21 protein-coding genes are annotated in these 22,444 nt (G+C 60.1%); 8 read left to right on the forward strand and 13 right to left on the reverse strand.

What is annotated here, in order from left to right; all coding sequences use genetic code 11:
* Positions 1-28: 28 nt before the first annotated feature.
* The 5 genes from PQQ96_RS09035 to uxuA all read right to left on the reverse strand — a co-directional run bounded on the left by PQQ96_RS09035 (position 29) and on the right by uxuA (position 6,734).
* Complete coding sequence (locus PQQ96_RS09035) at positions 29-1,870, reverse strand: S10 family serine carboxypeptidase-like protein (RefSeq protein ID WP_408290947.1); 1,842 nt, start codon at positions 1,868-1,870, stop codon at positions 29-31.
* A gap of 545 nt (positions 1,871-2,415) precedes the next feature.
* Positions 2,416-2,904 carry a GNAT family N-acetyltransferase gene (locus tag PQQ96_RS09040; RefSeq protein ID WP_408290949.1) on the reverse strand — a complete coding sequence of 163 codons (489 nt, stop codon included), beginning with the start codon at positions 2,902-2,904 and terminating at the stop codon, positions 2,416-2,418.
* A 54-nt stretch (positions 2,905-2,958) separates the two neighbouring features.
* Positions 2,959-4,176, reverse strand: coding sequence for a sensor histidine kinase (locus tag PQQ96_RS09045; RefSeq protein WP_408290950.1), 1,218 nt, complete (start codon positions 4,174-4,176; stop codon positions 2,959-2,961).
* A 123-nt stretch (positions 4,177-4,299) separates the two neighbouring features.
* Positions 4,300-5,610, reverse strand: a complete 1,311-nt coding sequence (locus PQQ96_RS09050) for an MFS transporter (RefSeq protein WP_408290952.1) — start codon at positions 5,608-5,610, stop codon at positions 4,300-4,302.
* An 83-nt stretch (positions 5,611-5,693) separates the two neighbouring features.
* On the reverse strand, positions 5,694-6,734 hold the full coding sequence (gene uxuA, locus PQQ96_RS09055; RefSeq protein ID WP_408290954.1) for a mannonate dehydratase: 1,041 nt from the start codon (positions 6,732-6,734) through the stop codon (positions 5,694-5,696).
* Between the two features lie 276 nt (positions 6,735-7,010).
* On the opposite strand from uxuA, the gene PQQ96_RS09060 reads away from it, so the two are divergent.
* Both PQQ96_RS09060 and PQQ96_RS09065 read left to right on the forward strand, forming a co-directional pair.
* On the forward strand, positions 7,011-7,742 hold the full coding sequence (locus PQQ96_RS09060; protein WP_408290956.1) for a FadR/GntR family transcriptional regulator: 732 nt from the start codon (positions 7,011-7,013) through the stop codon (positions 7,740-7,742).
* Positions 7,743-8,147: 405 nt separating this feature from the next.
* Positions 8,148-9,308, forward strand: coding sequence for a porin (locus PQQ96_RS09065; RefSeq protein WP_408290957.1), 1,161 nt, complete (start codon positions 8,148-8,150; stop codon positions 9,306-9,308).
* A gap of 28 nt (positions 9,309-9,336) precedes the next feature.
* Here the strand turns inward: PQQ96_RS09065 and PQQ96_RS09070 are convergent, their stop codons facing one another.
* Positions 9,337-10,251, reverse strand: a complete 915-nt coding sequence (locus tag PQQ96_RS09070) for a LysR family transcriptional regulator (RefSeq protein ID WP_408290959.1) — start codon at positions 10,249-10,251, stop codon at positions 9,337-9,339.
* 106 nt (positions 10,252-10,357) lie between these two features.
* Here PQQ96_RS09070 and PQQ96_RS09075 point away from each other — a divergent pair, with 106 nt between their 5' ends.
* A complete protein-coding gene (locus tag PQQ96_RS09075) occupies positions 10,358-11,224 on the forward strand; it encodes an aldo/keto reductase family oxidoreductase (protein WP_408290961.1) in 867 nt (288 codons plus the stop codon).
* Between the two features lie 114 nt (positions 11,225-11,338).
* On the opposite strand, the gene PQQ96_RS09080 is transcribed toward PQQ96_RS09075, so the two are convergent.
* A complete protein-coding gene (locus PQQ96_RS09080) occupies positions 11,339-12,253 on the reverse strand; it encodes a LysR family transcriptional regulator (protein ID WP_408290963.1) in 915 nt (304 codons plus the stop codon).
* Positions 12,254-12,323: 70 nt separating this feature from the next.
* On the opposite strand from PQQ96_RS09080, the gene PQQ96_RS09085 reads away from it, so the two are divergent.
* The 3 genes from PQQ96_RS09085 to PQQ96_RS09095 all read left to right on the forward strand — a co-directional run bounded on the left by PQQ96_RS09085 (position 12,324) and on the right by PQQ96_RS09095 (position 14,689).
* Positions 12,324-13,100 carry an NAD(P)H-dependent oxidoreductase gene (locus PQQ96_RS09085; protein ID WP_408290964.1) on the forward strand — a complete coding sequence of 259 codons (777 nt, stop codon included), beginning with the start codon at positions 12,324-12,326 and terminating at the stop codon, positions 13,098-13,100.
* Between the two features lie 220 nt (positions 13,101-13,320).
* Positions 13,321-14,163, forward strand: coding sequence for an alpha/beta hydrolase (locus PQQ96_RS09090; RefSeq protein ID WP_408290966.1), 843 nt, complete (start codon positions 13,321-13,323; stop codon positions 14,161-14,163).
* A 106-nt stretch (positions 14,164-14,269) separates the two neighbouring features.
* A complete protein-coding gene (locus tag PQQ96_RS09095; RefSeq protein ID WP_408290968.1) occupies positions 14,270-14,689 on the forward strand; it encodes a cupin domain-containing protein in 420 nt (139 codons plus the stop codon).
* 15 nt (positions 14,690-14,704) lie between these two features.
* Here PQQ96_RS09095 and PQQ96_RS09100 read toward each other — a convergent pair whose 3' ends face one another.
* The 5 genes from PQQ96_RS09100 to PQQ96_RS09120 all read right to left on the reverse strand — a co-directional run bounded on the left by PQQ96_RS09100 (position 14,705) and on the right by PQQ96_RS09120 (position 19,376).
* On the reverse strand, positions 14,705-15,664 hold the full coding sequence (locus PQQ96_RS09100) for an alpha/beta hydrolase (protein ID WP_408290970.1): 960 nt from the start codon (positions 15,662-15,664) through the stop codon (positions 14,705-14,707).
* Entirely contained in the window at positions 15,657-16,190 is a 534-nt protein-coding gene (locus PQQ96_RS09105) for a thioesterase family protein (protein ID WP_408290971.1), read from the reverse strand. Before PQQ96_RS09105 ends, PQQ96_RS09100 begins: the two co-directional genes overlap by 8 nt.
* Before the next feature lie 99 nt (positions 16,191-16,289).
* On the reverse strand, positions 16,290-17,255 hold the full coding sequence (locus PQQ96_RS09110) for an L-carnitine dehydrogenase (RefSeq protein WP_408290973.1): 966 nt from the start codon (positions 17,253-17,255) through the stop codon (positions 16,290-16,292).
* A 76-nt stretch (positions 17,256-17,331) separates the two neighbouring features.
* Positions 17,332-18,261, reverse strand: a complete 930-nt coding sequence (gene cdhC, locus PQQ96_RS09115) for a 3-dehydrocarnitine:acetyl-CoA trimethylamine transferase CdhC (RefSeq protein WP_074286757.1) — start codon at positions 18,259-18,261, stop codon at positions 17,332-17,334.
* 161 nt (positions 18,262-18,422) lie between these two features.
* Positions 18,423-19,376: a choline ABC transporter substrate-binding protein gene (locus tag PQQ96_RS09120; RefSeq protein WP_408290975.1), complete on the reverse strand. Its 954-nt coding sequence runs from the start codon at positions 19,374-19,376 to the stop codon at positions 18,423-18,425.
* Positions 19,377-19,751: 375 nt separating this feature from the next.
* Here PQQ96_RS09120 and PQQ96_RS09125 point away from each other — a divergent pair, with 375 nt between their 5' ends.
* Positions 19,752-20,768, forward strand: coding sequence for a GlxA family transcriptional regulator (locus PQQ96_RS09125; RefSeq protein ID WP_408290977.1), 1,017 nt, complete (start codon positions 19,752-19,754; stop codon positions 20,766-20,768).
* Positions 20,769-21,037: 269 nt separating this feature from the next.
* Entirely contained in the window at positions 21,038-21,349 is a 312-nt protein-coding gene (locus tag PQQ96_RS09130; protein ID WP_408291056.1) for a DUF4148 domain-containing protein, read from the forward strand.
* Between the two features lie 143 nt (positions 21,350-21,492).
* Here PQQ96_RS09130 and PQQ96_RS09135 read toward each other — a convergent pair whose 3' ends face one another.
* The gene (locus tag PQQ96_RS09135; protein ID WP_408290979.1) at positions 21,493-22,401 is read right to left on the reverse strand and encodes a LysR family transcriptional regulator; all 909 of its coding nucleotides are present in this window, start codon (positions 22,399-22,401) and stop codon (positions 21,493-21,495) included.
* Between the last annotated feature and the right edge of the window lie 43 nt (positions 22,402-22,444).

A 22,444-nucleotide genomic window follows, 5' to 3' on the forward strand; every position in this document is an offset into this window, starting at 1 on the left:
GCGAACGAGGTACATCGCGTCAGTTCAGTCAGGGTGCCGTGGCTTGCGCCGTGGCGGTGGCAGTCGGCTGACTGGCGGGACTTTCGTCGTGCCACGGCGCCGGCAGCGTCCAGAGCGCGAGTGCATCCGGAAGCGGCGTGCCCCGATAGAAGCGCACCAGATCCCGTTTCATCAGCGGACGGGCGACGTCATCCAGATAGATCATATGTCCGCCCTGGAAGAAGTTGACCTGCAAGTCCGGATTCAGACCGGATACCGTTTGCAGCCGCGCCAGTTGCTTCTCGGTGTTGAAGAACGGTGTGGCCAGGTCATGAAAGCCGTTTTCCGAGAGTACCCTGAGTTTCGGGTTGAGCGTCAGCGCGCCCAGCAGATCCGGGATCGTATCGGGCAGGGGTTGTCCATCATGCGAGAAGTCCCACACGTTGATGATGTTGTCGTTCAGCGGCAAATAGGTCGCGTTCGGCGCCGTATACCCCAGGTAGTCGGGCATCTGCGTCGCCAGCGCCGTGGTGAACGGCTGGGAGATCAGGATGTCGGACGGGTCTCCGTCGTTTTGCAGACGCGGATCCGAATTCGGCAGTGACACGCGTCCGTCGTACCGGCCGATCGTCGTGCCGGGCAGGAGGCTCGTCGAGAACGGGTTCGCGCCGAAGTAGCCCTGCAGCGCCTGCGTGGTCAAACTGGATGGCAAGGTCCACGCCTGAAGCGTTTGGGCACTGGGGAACACCGGCGTACCCAGCGCGTCCGGTATGCCGAGTTGACTGAGTACCCACGATTGCGAGTACCGCCTGAACCGGTTGTACTCGGCCGTGACGAACAGGCTCGCCTGCAGTGCGTAAAGGTCCTGATTGAGCGGCGCTGGCGACACCTGGTTGTAGTAAGCCGCGACTTCCGCATAGCCGGGGAAATAGCCGGCCAGCGTATCCGTATCCAACGCCAGTGCGCTCGTCGAGTTCGTAATCGCGACGGCCTCGATCGCATCCGCGAAATAGTTCAGGATTGAAGATTGAAGGACGATGCCAGTCAGATGCACGCCCGCCGATTCAAGCGCCAATGCGAGCATATCGGTGCGAGGCGTGCCGTACGACTCGCCGTACAGATAGATCGGCGAGCTGCTGCGATTGTTGACCGTCAGATAGCGCTGGATGAAGTCGCGCATGATGTTGACGTCCGCGTCGGTCGTCCAGTACTTCTGGTTCGTATTCGGCAGAATCGCCTCGGAAAGGCCGGTTCCAGGCGGGTCGATGAAGACCATGTCCGTGGTGTCGATCAGGCTGTCCTTATTGTCGACGAGCGGATAATTCGGCCAGTTGCCGAACACCGGGTCGGGCGTGGCGACCCGCGTTGGCGCGAATGACCCGAGTCGCAGCCAGATCGAGGAGGAGCCCGGGCCGCCGTTATAGACGAACGTGACAGGGCGCGGTGAGCCGTTCGTACTCGGCGCGGTGTACGCGACATAGGACATCGTCGCTTCGGGGTTGCCGCTCGAATCGGCGGCCGTCAAATGGCCCGTCGTCGTGGTGTAGTTGATCGGTGTTTTGCCCAGCGTCCATTGGTAGTGCATGATCGCCGCCTTCTCGGAGGCCTGAGCCGGCGCGAGACCATCGGTGGCGTTGCCCGAATAGGCGACCGGGTCGATATAGGTTTGATTGCCTGTTTGCGACTGCGCGGCGGCCTGTTGTGCGGTGAGTTGCTGATTCGCTGCAGTCTGCTGCATGCTCACGGCCGTGCCGGAGGGCGAGCTGCCATCCCCTCCGCCGCAACCTCCGAGAAATATGATCGCGACCGCTAAAGTTCCCAGGCCCGGCAGCCTGCCATGGCGATGACGTTGTTGATGGCTATGGCCGGTAAGACGCTCGTCTCGTTTCATCTCTATCCTTGGTGGTGGGTTCAGATACCAATTCACAAAGGCCGCTCATCGCCGATGAAAATAGATCGGAGTTCGAAATATTGATGATGCATCGTCGGCATGCAGCGGTTGAGACCAACTTACTGCAAAGCGCATAGATTCAGATTTCTATGCAATATGCGTAGAATAACTAAATATCTGGTTTGGATATCCCGGTTCTTTTCGGGATGTTTTTCCGCAAGTGGATATTCCTATATTGGCGGCAGATGAAAAATAGGTGACGCCACCAGAGTTTGTCAAGGATGTACCGGATTTCCGTAATTGCAATTTCGGTAAATGCTTGAATTCGCATGGAATCAACCGGTTCCGCTATGAGTGCGGTGTGAGTTAATCGATTATTTATTACGGAGCAAAATGTTTTTGTTTGTTAATCGTAATAATTTAGGTGTGCCGACGCGTGCAAGCTTCCCGCTCATGCGGGAAGCCATGAAGTCGTGAGGTTGCGTCAGCCGGCCCGATTGGACGGCCTGCCGCGCCGTTGCGGGGATGAACGCGGCGCCGTATGACTAGGTGGCGGGATTTTCCGGACGTGTCAGATCGCGTTCCATAAAGATCGTGCCCGCAATGGGATTGAAAACATAGGCAGGGATCGGCTTGAACCCAAGCGATATATAAAGCTGTTGTGCGGCCTGCATATCGGGAAGCGTGTCGAGACGAATGCGCGTATATCCCGCCTCCCGGGCGATTCGACAAATCAGCGTCGCCAATTGCCTGCCGACCTGCTGACCGCGTCCAGATGGACGGATATAAAGGCGTTTCATTTCGCACGTCAATTCGTCCAAAGGACGCATTGCCACACAGCCGACTACTTCCTCATTGCTCAGCACGAGAAGAACACGCCCTCGAGGCGCCGCAAACTTGCCAGGCAACTCCGCGAGTTCCGACTCGAAATTCTGGAAGCTCAGATCGATGCTCAGGCTTTCGGCATACTCGCGAAATATCGCCCGCACAACTTCTAGCTGTTCGGGAAATCGAGCGGGATAGATTTCTACCATTCACACGTCTCCATCACCTTACCACCGGTTGCGGCGCGAGTTGCCAGCAGGCGTTTAGTCGGTTTCGGCGAGCACCAGCGGGAACCGGATTTCGAATGTGGTCCCTACGCCTTCGTGTGACGAAAAATCGATCTGACCGTTCAACACGCGGCAAAGCTCCTTGACGATCGCGAGGCCGAGGCCTGTGCCGGGAATATCTTCGCCGGCAGCGCGTTCGAATTCGTCGAACACCCGGTCCGCATCCGAAGGTGCAATGCCCACGCCGGTATCCGACACGCGAATCAACCAGTGCTCCGTGCCGGCTGCTGCGAAGCTAAGTTCGATCTCGCCGGACTTCGTGTACTTGGTTGCGTTGGAGAGCAGATTGACTGCAATCTGCTTAAGCTTGAGACGATTGGACGTGGCCGTGGATAGCGCCGGATCGAACGCCGCGCGCAACTTCAGCCCTTTGGCTTCGATTGCGGGACGCGAGGCGGTGACGAGTTCATCGTAAAGCTCATGCAGCTCAACCGGCTCGCGCGTGAGCTGTGTACCGTCGCCGAGCACGACAGAGTACTCGATCATCTGGTCGACGAGCTGTTTCATGTCCGAGGCTTGCCGGTTGGCGAGCGTCAGCGCCATATCGGCCTTTGAAGGCGCCCGTTCGATCAGTTGCAGCGCAATTGAAAACGCGTTCAGAAAATTGCGTAGATCGTGGACCACGCTGCGGGTGATCTGCATGCGAGACTCGTAAAGATCGCCGACCAGCCGCTGCTTGAGCGTCAGTTCGTGATTGGCGCGCTCGAGCCTGCCGGTGTACTCATCGATCTTGCGGTCCCTTTCGCTGACCAACTCCTTGATCGACGTGAGCGTGACCATGCTGAGTGTTTCGGCGACCAGGCGCCGCGCGCGACCTTCGTGGCGGCGTGTGAACGTGCTGTCCTGGTCGGCGAATTCTTCTAGCGCGTCGGCGAGCACCTGATGAAACAGATCGAGTTCGCGTACGAGTTCCTCGATCCGGTAGCCCTGACGCCAACGAACCATGCCGTGTTTTCTCGCATCGCGTTCGATCGCCGACTCGACGTGTTCGAGATCTTCGACGTCGAGCGCACGGCAGAGTCCTTCGAGAATTTCCGGCAGGTGATCGGCGAGCTGTTGATAGGTGAGCGTGTCCGCTTCGGCGAGGTCGGTATCGCCGAAAACGGCTTTCATCCATTGTTCGGTCAGGCGCGGCCTTTGCTCGCGAACGAAATCGGCAAATTTGCGCAGCGGGCCAGGGCGTGTTTCGGTCATATTGGGTTCGTCGGGCGAGGTTTCTACCCCATTATCACCGCAATTGCTGATCGCGGAACACCGCTTGTGTAACCCGGGCGAAATGACCATGACGTTTAAGCCGGTGGCCCCTGATGTTGCCGCTTAAGCGGCTTCGTGCCCGGCCATATTTTTCGTTCGAGCGCGTGGGAGTAAGGGCAACGGCTCGACCTCACCGACAATGAACAGATAGGACAGGGCGCCGACGACACAGAGCGAGCCCGCAACCACGAGCGGAATCACAAACGAACCCTTTGTAATCGCCAGCATCACCCCGGTAAAAGTCGTGATGAAAATACCGGCGAGATTCCCCGCAAAGTTCTGAATGCCGCCGAGCGATGCCACATGAGCGGGAGTCGGCGCCACTTCGCCAACCAGGGTCCACACATTGGCGCCGGCGAAAGACAAACTCGCATAAGCCAGGGCGAACAATGTCAGGCATGCCCACGTGCTTTCGACGAACACCGAGAGTGCTATCGACGACGAGAGAAGCATGCCGAGCACAAGGCAGGTTTTGCGAGCGGCGGTCGCGCTCCATCCCCGTTTGAACAAATTGTCTGACACGAGGCCGCCAAGCCAGCCGCCCGGGATGGCCAGCAGCGCCGGAAGCATGCCCCACGTCCCGAGTGACGCGAGGGAGAAGCCGCGCGACTGCAGCAGATAGCTCGGGAACCACGTGATGAAAAAGTAAATCGCGAAGTTGAGGCAGAACAGCCCGATCATCATGCCCCACACCGTGCGATAGCGAAACAGATCGAGCCACGACACGGTCCCGGCGCCTTCAGCGGCAGCGGTGGCCGGCGCGGCACGCTGTGCCAGCAAGGCGTCGACGGCAGCCGGCGCAATGGCTCTGTATCGCTCCGGGTCACGATAGATGAACCACCAGGCGAGCGCCCATACGACGCCGAGGCCACCCGTTATCATGAACGAGCCGCGCCAGCCGACGATCGATATCAACCATGCAACGAGGGGCAGCGAGAGCGCCGATCCGACGCGCGAGCCGCTATCGAAGATGCTGCTCGCGAGGCCGCGCTCGCTGCGCGGAAACCAGTTGAACGCAACCTTGGCGAACGACGGAATCGCCGCCGCTTCGCCGACACCGAGCATCAGGCGGACACCCACGAGCTGCGCGAGACCGCGTGCCGCACCGGTAGCAATCGTAAAGGCTGACCACCAGCCCACCGCCAGCGCCAGACTCACGCGTACGCCGACCTTGTCGATGAACCAGCCGGCCGGCAGTTGCAGGAACGCGTAGGTCCAGAAGAACGCACTGAGCACGAGCCCCATGCCGACGGCGTCCAGACCCAACTCCGCGCGAATGCTCGGCGCGGCGATCGCGAGATTAGCCCGGTCGACGAAGTTGATGACGTTGGCGAGGAAACACATGAAGATCATGGTCCATCGGATGCGTGGCATAGCGGTCTCCGTCCGGAATGAGGTGATGACGACGCCGGCCGAGCAGTCCGCCGGCGCCTTGTTTGAATGTTTTTTTTCGTGCTTCAGGAAAGCTTGTCCATCGCTTCCCACAGGCCGTTGATATACACGGCGCCGAGTGCGCGGTCGTACAAACCATAGCCAGGCTTGCCGGTCTCGCCCCAGATCATGCGGCCATGATCAGGACGGAAATAGCCGGTGAATCCGGTGTCGTGATAGGCCTTCACGATCGCGGCGATATCCAGCGAACCGCAGCTGGACAGGTGGGCCGATTCTTCGAAGTCGCCCTCTGGCGTGATCTTCACATTGCGGATGTGCGCGAAGTGGATGCGCCCCATGCCACCGAACTCACGCACGAGTGCTTCCACGTTGTTCTGCGGTCCGGCGCCGAGCGAACCGGAGCAAAGGGTGAGGCCGTTCGCCGGTGAGTCCACGATCTTGACGATGCGCGCAAGGTCGTCACGGTTCTTCACGATACGCGGCAATCCGAAGATCGGGCGCGGTGGGTCGTCCGGATGAATGGCCATTTTCATGCCGCATTCTTCGGCGACAGGAATGATTGCTTTCAGGAAATATTCCAGATGCTGCCAAAGCCTGGCTTCGTCGACCTCGCGGTACTCGGCGAGCAGGGCCTTCAATTGCTCGGGCTTGTAGCTCGAATCCCAGCCGGGCAGCGCAATGCCGTTGTTCGGATCGATCTCTTCGATTTCCTTCGTGCTGAACGCGAGGCATGTCGAACCGTCTTCGAGCGTCTTTGACAGCTCGGTGCGGGTCCAGTCGAACACCGGCATGAAGTTGTAGCAGATGACCTTGATGCCGGCTGCCGCGAGGTTCCGGATGGTTTGCTGATAGTTGGCGATGAGACGGTCACGGTCCGGCTTTCCGAGCTTGATGTCTTCATGCACGGGCACCGATTCGACGACTTCGAACCGAAGACCGGCCGCTTCGATCGTCGACTTCAGGGCGGCGATCTTGTGCGCGGGCCACACTTGGCCAACTGGCTCGTCATAGATCGCGGAGACGATATCCGTCATGCCGGGAATCTGGCGAATGTATTGCAGCGTGACGGGATCGGACTCGCCGTACCACCGGAAAGACATCTTCACGACTTCACTCCTTTGACTGACCGCACAGGCCTGGCTGGCTGGGGACGGCATCGCGTTGCCACGTCTCCCGATTCAGGCGGATTATGATTGGTTGACCAATTTGATGCGATAGTGGTTTACCAGTCTATGGCGACGCTGGGCCTTGTCCCAGCGCGATGAGCAGATGGTCGGTGGCAGTTCGAATGGCGTAAAAGGCGCCGGCATACGAAATTGGTGTACCATTTTTTATGTGAGGGCCGAAGGTGGCACCTCGCTATGCCTATTCACGAGCACTTGATGACCGACTTCTCCACCCAGCCATTCGCCCAAAGACAAGACGCAGACGCCGCGGACCGTTCTTACATCGGCCTCGCGAAACAGATTCACGCGTTGATCGCTGCGTCCGGAGACTTCGAAGCGGGGTCGAGATTGCCGTCGGAGCGCACCCTGGCCGACAGATTCGGTGTGAGCCGCACGCAGGTTCGCGAGGCGATCATCGCGCTGGAGGTGCAGGGTGTGGTTGAAGTGCGTGGCGGATCGGGCATCTATGTGTCGGCAGGCATCGGCGCCAAGCCGGTGACCTTCGAGCTGCCACGCGGCCCGGGTCCGATCGAAACGCTGCGAGCGCGCGCGTTAATCGAATCCGAGGTAGCGGCTCTCGCGGCAACCGAGCGCAAGGACAGCGACCTCGACCGCATCTTCGCCGCGCTCACGACGATGCGCGAACAGATGGATGACAAGCAGGCTAACGACGCGGCTGATCGTCAGTTTCATATGCGCATTGCCGAAGCCACCGGCAATACGGTCTTGCTGCACATGGTCACCGCGATGTGGGACTGTGCGCGAAGCGATCCGCTATGGGCCAAGATCGAAGAGCACTTTCATACGCCGGCGATGCGTGCGGCGTCGCAGGACGATCATCAGCGTATTTTTGCCGCCATCATGGGCCGCGATCCGGCTGCGGCGCGAGAGGCGATGCAGGCGCATCTCGCGCGCGTGGTGGGGGAGTTTACGCAAGCGTGGCGGTAAGAGGGGAATAGACGCATCTGCTGACGGCGTGGTATCGCTGACCTTGTTATTTTGGCGCAACGCCAATTTTTTTACACCACACGAGTTTATTTTTGACGCGCTATTTATATCAGGCGTCATATCATCCGCACTCTTTATTTTCGGCGGCGCTCGCAAGATGCGCCTGTGTAACTCAATTGAAAACCATGCTGTAGCCAGCATGCGCCATTGGCACGTTATTGGAATGCGCTACACGCAATAATCAGCAAACGATCCCGGACGTTTTCGCAATTCGCGCGGCCCACAGCGTGCGTATGCGTTGCCTGTCCGTTCTTGGGGCTTGCCGGCGGTCAACACGCTCGCCAGCAGGTATCAAACACGCACAATTGATTACACCATCCCCGCTAAATCACGGAGCTAACAAGTATGAAAAAGTCTTTACTCGTGGTCGCGCTTTCCGGCGCCTTTGCTATTTCGGCGCACGCGCAAAGCAGCGTGACACTCTATGGCCTTATCGATGCCGGATTGATCTACACGAACAATCAGGGCGGACATAGCAACTGGCAGGAAGTGACCAGTTCGACGCAAAACACGGTCTTCGGCCTCAAGGGTTCGGAGGATCTCGGTGGTGGCTTGCATGCGATCTTCAAACTGGAGCAGGGATTCCTTCTGAATAACGGCGCCCAGGCTTTCTCCGGCGACGGTTTTGGCTCTCAGGCATGGGTCGGTTTGCAGAGCGATCCATACGGTACCTTGACGTTCGGCCGCCAGTTTGACGTGATGAATGACCTGGTCGGTCCGCTCACGGCAGGATCCAACACGTGGGGCGGCAACATGGCCGCGCACCCGTTCGAAAACGACAACCTCGCTGCGGACTCGGTCGTTGTCAACAATATGGTCAAGTACGCAAGCCCGACCTACAGCGGCGTCACGTTCGAAACGATGTACGCCTTCAGCAACAAGGCAGGCAGCTTCGCGAACAACCGCTCATACGGCTTCGGCGTTTCCTATACGCAAGGGCCTGTCAATCTGGCTGCCGGCTACCTGCAATTCAACAACGCAGGCAGCGCAGGCGGTGCCGTTACCACGGGCGACACCAGCGCGAACTTCCTTGCAGAGCGTCAGCGTGTCTGGTCGCTTGGCGGTAACTACACGTTCGGACCGGCTACCGTTGGTCTCGTCTGGAGCCATACGCAGATGGACAACGCGTCGGGCGTCTTCTCGTTCGGAACCGGGACTTACCTCGGTGCAGGCGACTCGTCTGCCGGAAGCTTGAGTGGCTCGCTGCGCCTTGACAACTACGAAGCGAACGTCAAGTACGCGCTCACCCCTGCGTTGAGCGTATCGGGCGCGTATACGTACACGCATGGCGCTTATAACGGCTCGTCGCCGGGATGGAATACGGCGATGCTCCAGACCGATTATTCGATCAGCAAGCGCACCGACTTCTATCTTGAAGGCGTCTATCAGAACGTGCACGGTGCACCTGCGGACTCGGTGCTCTCGCATGCCATGATCAACACGCTTTCGCCTTCGTCGTCGAACACGCAGGTGGCGGTCACAGTGGGGATGCGTCACGCATTCTGATGTCAGGCACAGTTTCGTCGCGGGCCGTTCAAACGGCCTGCGTATCCGACTGACTCTCTGCTTTCAGAAAATCGACAAATACGCGCAACGGTGCCGGCAAATGACGACGGCCCGGGTAGTAAAGAAACGGCCCCGAAAAACGCTGCCACCATGGCTCCAGGATCGGCTCCAACGCGCCGCTATCGAGATGCGGGCGCAGCATGTCCTCGAACAGGTGGATCACTCCCACTCCCGCGACAGCCGTACTGACCGCAAGGTCGATTGCCGCGCCGGGCCTGACGAGGAGAGGTCCCGACGGATTCAACTGCACCACCTCGCCGTCCCGTTCGAAATACCAGGTCGGCGTAGCACCGCCGGCAAATTGACCACGCAAACACGCATGAGAGAGCAAGTCGCGCGGATGCTCGGGTCTGCCATGCGTGTCGAGATAGTCCGGCGCCGCGGCCGTCGCGAAACGCTGCACACGGGGCCCGATTGGCATCGCGATCATGTCCTGCTCAAGCCGCTCGTCATAGCGAATGCCCGCGTCGCAGCCGATTGACAGCACATCGACGAAACCGTCCTCCACCACAACCTCCACGCGGATGTCGGGATAGGCCTTCAGGAACTGGGGAATGACGCTCGGCAATACGATGCGAGCGGCGCTCGACGGGACGTTCAGTTTGAGCGTGCCGCTCGGCTTGTCCCTGAACACGTTCAGGATATCCAGCGCGGCTTCCATCTCGCTGAACAATGGCATCAGCCTTTCGATCAGACGCAATCCCGCTTCAGTCGGGGCCACACTGCGCGTGGTTCGGTTGAGCAGGCGCATACCGAGTTTCGACTCGAGACGACGCACGGCAATGCTCAGGCTGGAGGCGGAGACGCCGCTGATGCGCGCAGCGTCGCGAAAGCCTCCGGCGCGAGCGACCGAAACGAATGCGGCAAGATCGTTGAATTCCATGGCCATTGTTCAAAATGTTTAACAACCCGTGCAATCTAGGCCGGATTATCGAACAACGCAATCCCCGCCATACTGACGCTCAACACCTCACATCCAGGAGCGCACTATGTCGAGCTTCACACCCGTGGGTACTTATCCGCTGGCTGGCCAGTCCGTACAACGGATGGGCTATGGCGCCATGCAACTGGCCGGCCCCGGCGTCTTCGGGCCGCCGAAAGATCGTGATGCAGCGATCGCCGTACTGCGCGAAGCGGTGGCGTCGGGCGTCAATCACATCGATACGAGCGACTTCTACGGTCCTCACATCACCAACCAGCTGATTCGCGAAGCACTGCATCCTTATCCGGATGACCTCGTGATCGTCACCAAGGTGGGCGCGGTGCGTGGTAACGATGGCGCGTGGCTGCCGGCGCTCGAACCGGCAGATATCGAGCTCGGCGTTCATGACAACCTCCGCAATCTCGGTGTCGACGCGCTCGACGTCGTCAATATGCGCATCATGGGCAGCGTGCATGCGCCTGCCGAAGGGTCGATTGAAAAGCAGGTCGCGGCGCTTGCCGAGCTTCAACAGCGAGGGCTGGTTCGCCATATCGGTTTGAGCAACGTGACCGCGGCCCAGGTCGCTGAGGCGCAGGGTATCGCGGAGATCGTCTGCGTACAGAATCACTACAACCTGGTTCACCGCGAAGACGATGCACTGGTCGATGAACTGGCGGAGAAGGGGATCGCTTACGTACCGTTCTTTCCGCTTGGCGGATTCACGCCGATTCAATCGTCAGCGCTGTCCACGATCGCGCAAACGATCGACGCGATGCCCATGCAGGTGGCGCTCGCCTGGCTTCTGTATCGTGCGCCTAACATTCTGCTGATTCCGGGCACGTCGTCGCTGGGGCATCTGCGTGAAAACATGCAGGCCGCACGTTTGAAGTTGACCGACGAGGTACGCGCCGAACTGGATGCGATCGGCGGGTAGAAGGGGAAAGCGCGATCGCGCATCGTGGATTGCGCACCGGGCTTGCATCGGCGCGGCGCGATCGATGTCCTCGCGCGGAATGGTCGACTCAGGTCCCGGCGTTTTCACTGGTATTCACGTTGCCACCGAGTCCACGATGCACTCCCGCAGCCATTGATGCGCCGGGTCGCGATGCGAGCGTTCATGCCAGAGCATCGTCATATCATAACCCGGCACGTCGACCGGTGCCTCTACGACGCTGAGCGCGCTGTTGTCGCGTACCAAGCGCGCTGGCAACATCGCCACGAGGTCGGTGTTCGCGAGGACTGACATCATGAACAGGAAGTGCGGGACCGACAGCACAACCCTGCGCGTGAGACCCACTGCCGCCAGCGCGTCATCCGTGACGCCGCTAAACCCGCCACCGTCCGGCGAGACGATCACGTGCTCCAGTTTGCAGAGCTGCGCAAGCGTTGGCCGTCGCTTCAGACGCGGGTGATGCGCGCGGCCTGCCAGTACATACCGCTCCTTGAAAAGCACCCGCCCGCGCAATCCAGGCGGGGCGCCTTCGCTTGTATGGAATGCCAGATCGATGTCTCCCTGTTCCGCTTGCTTCGCGATGCGTGGCGGAACGGCTTCTACGATCGCGAGTCGGGTGCCGGGCGCCGCCGCGCGCAAACCGGCCAGGACGGGCAGGAGGATCGTCGATTCGGCGTAGTCGGTAGCGGCCACGCGCCATGTATGAGCCGCTTCGGCTGGATTAAATGGGCTGGCCGGCGATACCGCGTGCTCAAGTGCGTCGAGCGCCTGGCGCAACGGTTCGCGCAATTCTTCGGCCCTCGCGGTGGGTCGCATACCGCGTGGGCCCGGCAGCAACAGCGGGTCGCCAAAGACATCTCGCAGCTTGGCAAGATGCACGCTCACCGAGGGTTGCGAGAAGTTCAAGCGTTCCGCTGCGCGGGTCACGTTGTGCTCCGACAGCAGGACGTCAAGTGTCACGAGCAGGTTGAGGTCCAGTCTTCTTAGATTATTCATGGCTATACCTGACATATTGGTAATTCATTTCCAATATACCGGACCGGGATCTATCGTGTGCCTTTCTCGCATTGGAGGTCACGTCATGAATGTTCTTCTCGTCTATGCCCACCCGGAACCCCGGTCATTGAACGGATCCCTAAAGGAATTTTCGGTACAACGTCTTGAAGATACCGGGCACGTCGTCCAGGTATCGGATCTGTACGCGATGAACTGGAAAGCATCGCTTGATGCAAACGACAGCCTGGATCGGCAAGCCGGCGCGCGTTTCGACCCCTCTCTCGATTCGAAACATGCTTTCAGGGACGGCCGGCAAAGTCAGGACATCGCGCTTGAGCAGGAAAAGCTGAAGTGGGCGGATGCGGTGATTCTGCAGTTTCCGCTGTGGTGGTTTTCGATGCCCGCGATCCTGAAGGGCTGGGTGGAGCGCGTCTATGCCTATGGTTTCGCGTACGGCGTAGGAGAGCACTCCGACGCGCGCTGGGGTGACCGCTACGGGGAAGGTTCCATGGCCGGCAAGCGGGCGATGCTGATCGTGACAACAGGGGGATGGGAGTCTCATTACAGCCCGCGGGGCATCAACGGGCCGATCGACGACGTGTTGTTCCCCATTCACCATGGCGTTCTGTATTACCCCGGCTTCGACGTGTTGCCGCCGTTCGTCATTCATCGGACAAGCCGAATGGACGCAGCGAGATTTTCAGAGGTGCGTGAAGCGCTCGGACAGCGTCTCGATGACTTATGGAAGACGGCGCCGATACCGTTTCGCCCGCAGAACGCCGGGGCGTATGACATCCCGGAACTCACGTTGCGACCTGATGTTGCGCCGGATCGGGCCGGCTTTTCAGCACACATTGAATAGATGCGTTGCCGTCCCTGCATTCACTCGAACGGCGTTGCCATTGGGTAGATGTTCGGTTTGGGCCGGTCCGGCTCCCCCCGGAGCAGCGCCAAGCTGACAGGATCGTATGCTGCACTGAAATATGGTTGTAAGTCACCATTGCTAGAGTCAACGTCAGAATTTTGCCGCCAGATGCCAGACAGTGTTCTTCGGACACATAGAAAGGGGAGAGCGACAAACCATGAAAATCCATCGTGCGTTCTGGCTCATTCTGACGCTGCTCTTCACGAACCCGGTCTGGGCGTTTCAGACCAGGGTCGTCACTATTCCCAGTGCGGCCATGCATAAGTCGTTCGAAGCGACGGTGGTGTTGCCCGACCATTACACGCACGGCAAGGCGTCCGATCGCTTCCCCGTTGTCTACTTGCTGCACGGCTCAGGCGGTGACTACACCGACTGGACCGCGAATTCGCACATCGGCAAACTGGCCGACCGCTATCACGTGATCCTCGTCATGCCGGACGGCGGTCACGAGAGCTGGTATATCGACAGCCCTGTCGATCCACGCAGCCGTTACGAAACCTACGTTGGGACGGAAGTCGTCGGCTATATCGATACGCATTTCCGGACGATCGCGACACGCCAGGCCCGTGCGATTACGGGCTTGAGCATGGGCGGGTTCGGCGCGCTGCATATCGCGCTAGACCGGCCGGACGAATTCGGCGCTGCCGGAAGTATTAGCGGAGCCGTCGATCCGCGCGGCTGTGAGGATGAGCCCGGGATCGACCAGGTGTTTGGGGATCCGACCCATCACGCCGACTTCTGGAACAACGAGGCGATCGTTGAGAACGCCCGTAGTTTGGCAAAGGAGCATATTGCGCTGACGATCGATTGCGGGGTGAACGACTCGCTTGTTCAATCCAATCGGATGCTCCATGCGCGGCTTGTCGAGCTCGGCGTGCCGCATGATTACACGGAGCGGCCCGGTGGCCATACGTGGACGTATTGGGCCAATGCTGTGCAGTACCAGGTGCTCTTCTTCGCCAGTTCGTTCAAGCGGAGCGGGGGCGCGGCGCAGACGTGAGACGTGAATGGGTTGATTCGCCAACGGCGGATTGACGGGTTGTCCTGAGGGGATTGCGGATTGATGGTTGTACTGGCAACCACTTCCGCCTAATGGAGAATATAAAATGAAAATAACTACCCGTTTGTGCCTCGGTTTAAGCATCGCCACCGCCTCGATCTTTTGCCTGCCCTGTTCCGCGCAGGAGTCGGGAATTGTGAAGCCTCAAACGCTCGTTGATCAAACCGTCGAGGGCATGCCGAAAGGTGAAAAACAGGAAGTACGCGTTTTGACGGCGAGTTTCAGACCCGGCGATAGAACCGTATTTCATACGCACCGGTTTCCGGTGACGGTTTATGTACTGGAGGGCGCCTTCACGTTGGAAATGGAGGGCATGGCGCCAGTGAAAGTGTCCCAGGGCGAGGCAATGATGGAGCCGCCGCATGTGAGGATGACGGGCTATAACCGGAGTAATAGCGACCCGCTGCGCGTCGTCGTCTTCTATGTCAGCGACCCGGACACGCCGTTTTTCGATCCGCTCCATTGATCTCCTACGGGGCCATCACGAGGCGGCGGAACGCGCGCCTAGAAACTGGCAGACCGTGTGATGCAACGCCTTTACACCCGGACTCGATTCGAGCGCACGCCAGCACCCATGCACGAGCCCGGTTCCGATCCATAACCGGCCCTGTCCACCGGCCGCGTTAACGCGTTCGACAAACACTCTCGCGTCGTCCCGTAACGGATCGTGTTCTACCCCGATGGCAAGCGTGGGCGGAAGTCCGTCGAAGCGCGCCGCATCGAGCGGTATCGTCCACGCTGGATAGGGTGCGCGTTCGCCCCCGCTTTTGCCCCAATACAGATCGCGAAACGCATGGACATCTGCAAGCGTCAGCATCGGCGCGTGCGCTTCGCTTTCGCGCGCAGGCATTTGCGGCTCGGTGCCGAGCATCGGATAAACCAGCGCAAGTCCGCGTACGCCCTGAAGTCCGTCATCGCGCAGCCGCATAGCGACGCAAGCAGCGAGATTGGCGCCGGCGCTGTCACCCGCCAATTGCAGCGCATTTTCCGCTAGCGAATCAAACGGCAAGCGGCCGTTCAATGCTGCGAGCGTGACCTCCAGACAATCGTCATGGGCGGCTGGCGCGCGGTGTTCAGGCGCAAGCCGGTAATCGACTGCAATCACATCAAGGCCGGTAGCCGCTGCAAGACGAGCGGTCACGATCTCGTGACTATCCAACGACCCGAGCACGAAGCCGCCACCGTGAAAGTACAGGACGGTGCCGCTGGGTGTCCCGCTTGTCTTTCCACGATTGCGATAAAGCCGCAGCCTGATCGGATGTCCGGCGCTCGCCTGGAACACCGCGTCTTCGGCTATCACGCCGGCTGGCAGAGGTGGGGTAAGTGAAGCCGCATAGCGATCGTAAATCGCGCGCTGCTCGCTCGGTGGCAATGAAGTCGAATGCCCCGCGTAGATGGCAGCCGTCCGTGCGATGAACGCAGCGATCTCAGGCTCAAGCATGCTTACTTCCCTCACTCTCCGCGCTGCCATTGCGCGGCGTCTTGACAGGCAAGCCGATCACGCGGCCCGCAAACCTGGCCGCCGGCAACCCGGCATGCGCTTGCGCCAACGCCCGAACATGCGCCTCGACATCAGGGTCGAAGGCAACGGCGCGCGGGCCACTTGTATCGACGTGCAGCAGCATCTGTTCGCCGGCGGCTACCGGTTCGACGCCATCATCGGCAAACATCTCGAGGTAAAGATGCAGTCGCTTCGCGTCATGCCCCAGCACGCGCATATCGATGCGAACCTGCACACCTTCCTTGATTTCATGCAGGTAGTTGATATGCGCTTCGAGTGTATAGATCGAGCGACCCCGTTCTTTGCGCACTGAATCAGGTAACCCGATGACATCAATCAGCGCATCAGTCGCGAAGCTGAAAATCAGCATATAGAACGCGTCGCGCAAGTGGCCGTTGTAGTCCACCCACTCGGCGCGCACGGTGTCGTGATAGCAGGGCAGCGAAACAGGGTGCGGCGCATACATGGGCAATCGTCTCCTTCATTCCTGTGAACGGCACTGGCCGCAGCGATCATACGCTGCCGACGCATTCATGCGCGGCGGCGTGTATTCCAGCACGCCGCATCACTCTGCGGGAAGCAAGCCGTGCCGCGCCTTGGCTTCTCCGATCGCCGCCAGCACGCTCGTAATGCAATCGTCCCGATACCGTTCGAGCTGCTTGATCGAGCGCGCTCCGACCTGTTCAGACGTGCCGTCCACCACCCGATCGATCAATTCATCAGTCAGCGGCGGCGCTACCAGTTTAGTCCACGGCAACTCCAATGCCGGTCCAAACTGCTGCATGAAGTGGCGCATGCCCGCATCACCGCCTGCCAGCGTGTAGGTCAGGAACGTGCCCATGAACGACCAGCGGATTCCCGCGCCGAAGCGGATCGCATCGTCGATTTCTCCCGTGGTCGCCACGCCTTCGTTGACCAGATGCAGCGCCTCACGCCACAGCGCTTCGAGCAAACGGTCGGCGATAAAGCCGGGCACTTCCTTGCGCACCAGAAGCGGCCGCATCGACAGCGAACGGTAAACCTGCATCGCGGCATCGATGGTTGCCGGTGCGGTACGTTCGCCGCCGAGCACTTCGACGAGCGGCAGGAGATAGACGGGGTTGAACGGATGCCCGACGATGCAACGCTGCGGATTCACCGCCCGTGCGTAGAAATCGCTCGGCAGCAGGCCGGACGTGGAGGAAGCAATGATCGCGTCCGGCTTCGCCGCGCTGCTGATCTGTTCATGCAAAGCGAGCTTCAATTCTTCGCGTTCGGGCGCGCTCTCCTGAATGAAATCCGCGTGTGCGACGCAGGCTTCGATCGTATCGACGAAGCGCAACCTGTCCGGCGTTGCGCCCTCGACGAGGCCGACGCGCTCCAATGCCGGCCACGCATTCGCGATGTTCTCGCGTAACTGCTTTTCCGCGCCGGGAGCAGGGTCCCACGCGACGACGTCGAGCCCGTGCGCGAGCGCGCGCGCTACCCAGCCGCTGCCAATCACGCCCGCGCCGATTGCCGCAAATGTTTTGATGTCGACGATCACTGCCATTGCTGATATTTCCTTTGCCTATGAGTTCTCAGGTTCTGAAGCCCGCTGTAGCCGGTGCAACGGATACGCGGCATAGTCAGGCATACTGTCCAGCCACGCGCCGCTCCAACTGCCGCTCGCCACGCGCCGGCAAGCCGAGCTTGCGGCGCCCTTCGGCGGGTGTCAGCGCGCGCGCGCCGAGCCGTTCGATGATCTCGACCGCGCGCTGCACCAGGGTGCCGTTCGTTGCAGGCACACCTTTGTCGAGCCAGATGTTGTCTTCAAGACCAACACGCACGTGGCCGCCGAGGAGCATCGCCTGCGCGACCATCGGCATCTGCATGCGGCCAATGCCGAACCCGGCCCATTGCGCGCCTGGCGGCAGGTTGTCGGCCATCGCTTTCATCGTCGTGGTATCGGCGGGCGCGCCCCAAGGAATGCCGAGGCAGATCTGAAACAGCGGCGGCGCGTCGAGCAGGCCTTCCTTGAGCAATTGTTTGGCGAACCACAAATGCCCGGTATCGAAGATCTCCAGTTCCGGCTTCACGCCGAGCTCCTGGATACGCTGCGCGCCGGCCCGCAATTGCGCGGGTGTCGACACATAGATGTAGTCGCCGTCGCCGAAATTGAGCGTGCCGCAATCGAGCGTGCAGATTTCCGGCAGCAGTTCCTCGACGTGCGCGAGCCGCGTCAAGCCGCCGACGAGGTCGGTTCCCGCGCCGAAACGCATTGGGTCTTCGCCTGAACCGATCTCAAGATCGCCGCCCATGCCAGCGGTCAGATTGATGATCACGTCGGTGCCTGACGACCGGATCCGGTCGACGACCTCGCGATACAACTGCGGATCGCGGCTGCCGCGGCCGGTCTTCGGATCGCGCACGTGACAATGCGCAACGGTGGCGCCGGCTTTCGCGGCTTCGATAGCGGCTTCGGCGATCTGTTTCGGCGTGACGGGAATGGCCGGATGCTTGCCGACCGTATCGCCCGCGCCGGTGACCGCGCAGGTCACGATGACTTCATGATTCATGCGTGCTAATTCCTGTGGATTGAAATGCGCAACTCGATGGATGCAAACCGGACTGGGGTAAAGCCCTGAGTCGAAGCGGGCTGTGTCTAAGGTGACCGCACGCAGGCGACCGCGTCGAAACCCAACTGGGTCACGTAGCGGACCAAGTCCAGGCGACCCCGTCAAAGTCCGAGATAGGCTTTCACTGCGGGCAAGCCGTCTTTACCGTCATAGGTCTTCACGCCCGCGAGCCACGCATCCAGTACTTGCGGGTTCTTCTTCAGATACGCTTTGGCGGCATCGGCCGGTTTCTCCTTGTTCATCACCGACTGCATCACCACGTTCTCCAGTTGCGTCGAGAAGCGCAGATTGCTCACGAGCTTGCCCGCGTTCGGGCAACGCGTCAGATAGTCGGGGGACGTCAGCGTATAAACGCGTGCTTCGCCATCGTTAGGACCAAATACGTCTTCGCTGCCGGAGAGGTATTTCATGTCGATCTGGATGTTCATCGGATGCGGTTCCCAGCCGAGAAAAACCACCCATTTTTTCTCGCGAATGGCGCGATCCACTGAAACCAGCATGCCCGCTTCACTCGATTCGATCAGCTTGAAACCGCCGAGGCCGAACTGATTGTTGGCGATCATCTTCTGAATCGCCGCGTTCGCGCTGCTGCCGGGCTCGATGCCATAGATCTTGCCGTCGAGTTGATCGCGGTGTTTGGCGATGTCGGCGAAAGTCTTTAGGCCTGCGTCGTATTCGTAACTCGGCACCGCGAAGGTCGCTTTAGCGCCGGTCAGGTTAGGCGGTTGCAGCACCTGAATCGATTTCGAATCGACGAACGGGGCAATCGCTTTCTCTTGAACGGGCCACCAGTAGCCGAGCGATACGTCGAGCTGTTTGCTCTTCAGGCCCGCGAACGAAATCGGCACCGAGGCTACGGTCGTAACAGGCTGATAGCCGAGTCCCTCGAATACGGTCGATGCGAGGGCCGTGGTCGACGTAATGTCTGTCCAGCCGATGTCGGCAAAATGCACGGCACGGCAGGTGGCGGGATCCTGTGCGTGTACGGGCGATGCCGCGACGACGGCCGCCAGACACGCAAGATGGGCAAGCAAGGCTTTGACGCGTAACTTCATGACGTTCCCTCTTCGGACACATTGAACAACGTGTTTTGACCCATGCCGCGACTGAGCAAAACAGAGCGGCCCCCGGGACCTGCGTTATACGGCTTGACTCATGCTCGAGTGGGACTTGAGTCGCGCTTGAACTGCACGAGTGACGTAACGTTAATGCCCCATATTCCTGCCAAATCGACCGTCAGCGACCCGTTCTTGCTCGCACGCGACAACGAGGGAAAACCAGCATCGTTCGTCATTGCAGTGCAGCATCGATTTGCGCGGTGAATTTTGGTGCGCCTTGCCGGCTCGCGCGCTGCTTGCTACGCTCGCCCGGAACCCCGCGCCTGCTTGCGGTTTGTATCTCTGTGTGTCCCTGGATCGAGTCTGCGCAAGATGCCTGAAGATATGTCGTTCCTGCTGCTGCCTGGCTTTTCCGCGATCGGCTTCATGTCAGCGGTCGAGCCTTTGCGTGTGGCGAACCGCTTTCGCGGCGATCTTTATCGGTGGCGCATTCTGAGTCTCGACGGCGAGCCCGTCGCAGCCAGCAACGGTATTTCCATCAACGCCGAGGCGGCAATCGTCGATGTTCATGTGACGCAGACGGTGTTCGTCGTCGCGGGCTTCGACCCACTCGCCTGCTATACGCGTGTGCTCGGCGATTGCCTGAAGCGACTCGAACGCGCCGGCACGACGCTCGGCGGCATCGATACGGGCAGCTTCGTGCTCGCGGAAGCAGGGCTCCTCCGTGACTCGGACAGGGTGACCGTCCATTGGGAAGCGTTGTCGGCGTTTCGCGAGCGCTTTCCCTCGCTGAACGCAAGCCAGGAGCTGTTCGAAATCGGCGCGCGGCGCATCACGTGCGCGGGCGGCACGGCGTCGATCGACATGATGCTCGACCTGATCGGTCGCAAGCATGGCGCCGCGTTGGCCTCGGCAGTATCGGAACAGTTCGTTGTGAGCCGGATCCGGCAGCGCTCGGACCATCAACGGATGGAGATTGCGGCGCGTTACGGTGTGCACAACCGCAAGCTGATTCAGGTGATCGGCGCCATGGAGCAACACATGGAAGAACTGCTGACGCCCGACCAACTCGCCGAGGAGATCAGCGTGACGCGGCGGCAACTGGAGCGGCTGTTCTGTGCGTCGCTCAAGGACACGCCGACGCATTTCTATCTGCAACTGCGCCTTACCCGGGCGCGCGAGTTGCTGCAACAGACCGACATGTCGATCACATCGATTTGTGTCGCATGCGGATTCGAGTCCCCTTCGCATTTTTCGCGGACGTATCGCGCGCGGTTCGGCGTGAGTCCGCGAAGCGACCGGCAGGTGACGGGCGGCCGAAACGGCGGCGCTGGGGTGTCATCAAGCGAGGCAACACAGGCATCGGCCCCAGCATGGTCGGAAAGCTGACTTCGCAGCGCACGCATGGCGATGGCTCGCCGGCCGCGGCGCGTCGGCCTTCCGCCTTAGTCGGCGCGCTGTACACGAGACCTCGCGGAGTGAGAACCGGGTTTATCGTCAATTTCAATTACCTTTCATGACGATTGTGCCGATTCTAGCAACAGTGAATTCGTTTATTAGGGGTTTACCCTATATTCACTGATGCCTAGACTGTCTTCACTGGCTGCAAACAAACAGGTTTGCAGCACGGCAAAAAACAATCTCTGGAGGTAGTCGTCATGAAATCGCTGATCGAAGCCGTTGTTATCGCTGCTCTTATCACTGCGCCGCTCGCCGCTTTTGCCCAATCCAACCAGCCGGTGACCCGCGCCCAGGTGCGCGCTGAGCTGGTCCAACTGGAAAAGGCCGGCTACAACCCGGCGACAGCCAATGTCGACGACTACCCGGCAAACATTCAGGCTGCTGAAGCGCGCGTCGCGACACAAAACAGCGGTTATGGCTCGGCAACGAATGGATCGTCGCAAGCCGGCAGCCGCACCGAAACGACGTCGAGCTCCTATTCGGTTCCGGTCGCCAACTTCGGTCATTAATAGGCGGCGCGAGCAACAGGTTCGAGCTTGCTTGAGTGTCATCCTTGCACAGCGGCCCTGCTTTCACCTCCAAGTGAAAGCAGGGCCGCTGTGCATTTGAGCGTTGAACGAGGCAGTCGGCGTGGCCGGTTTTGTGCAGGCACCTAGCCCTGTACGGCAGTCAACTGCCTGAGTTGCTCCAGCAGCTTCACCGCCGGACTCGGCAAAATCCCCTGACGGCGCCGAAACGCCGTCAATGTGCGACGTCCGACCAGGCCCGGAATCGGCAATGTGTCGAACACGCCGGCCGCGCTTTCGGTGTCGTACATCGGCATAGCCATCCAGCTCAGAAATCCCGCTCGCGTCACCAGGCTTTTCAGCACGGTGATCGAGCGCGTCTCGACCGCAATTTGCGGCATGCCGAGCCCATGCTCGGCAAACACTTGCTGCATATGCTCGAACGGACCTGTTCCACGCGGCGGCACGCACCACTGCTGATCGAGTGTGTCCGCAAGCGATAAATCCGCTTTGCCTCGCAGCGGATGATCGAGCGCGGCGACTATATAGCTCAGGTCTTCCCACCGGCAATCGGCGATCGCAGCAATCTCGTCTGTATCGGGCACCGCCCTGCTGAGCGCGAGGTCGATCTCGTGTTTCATCAGACTATCCGCAAGCCGGTCCCACACCCCCTCTATGATCTCCACGCGCAGATTCGGCCAGCGCGCGAGCACGCCGCTCACTGCGAGCGGCAGCACGAGCGTGGCGATGCTTGCGACCGCGCCAACGCGAATCGTCCCTTTCGCGAGGCCGCGCATCGCGTCGATCTCCTCGCGCGCGTGATCGGCTTCGCGTTGCAGCAGGGTGGCGTGCGGCAGCAGCGCGCTGCCGATCGCCGTAAGCTGCATACCTTTCGAGTGCCGTTCGAACAGCGGCGCGCCGACCTGATCCTCGAGCCGCTTGATGGTGCGGCTCAGGGCAGGTTGCGTGACGTGCAGCACTTCCGCGGCACGGCCAAGGCTGCCGCTCGCGACGATGGTCGCGAACGCATGCAATTGCTGGAGATTGAAAGTCATGCGCAAAAGTAATGCCTTTTATCAAAAAAGGCAATTTTCAATC

Origin of the sequence: Paraburkholderia sediminicola (assembly GCF_046027825.1) — a bacterium.
GTDB lineage: Bacteria > Pseudomonadota > Gammaproteobacteria > Burkholderiales > Burkholderiaceae > Paraburkholderia > Paraburkholderia sediminicola_D.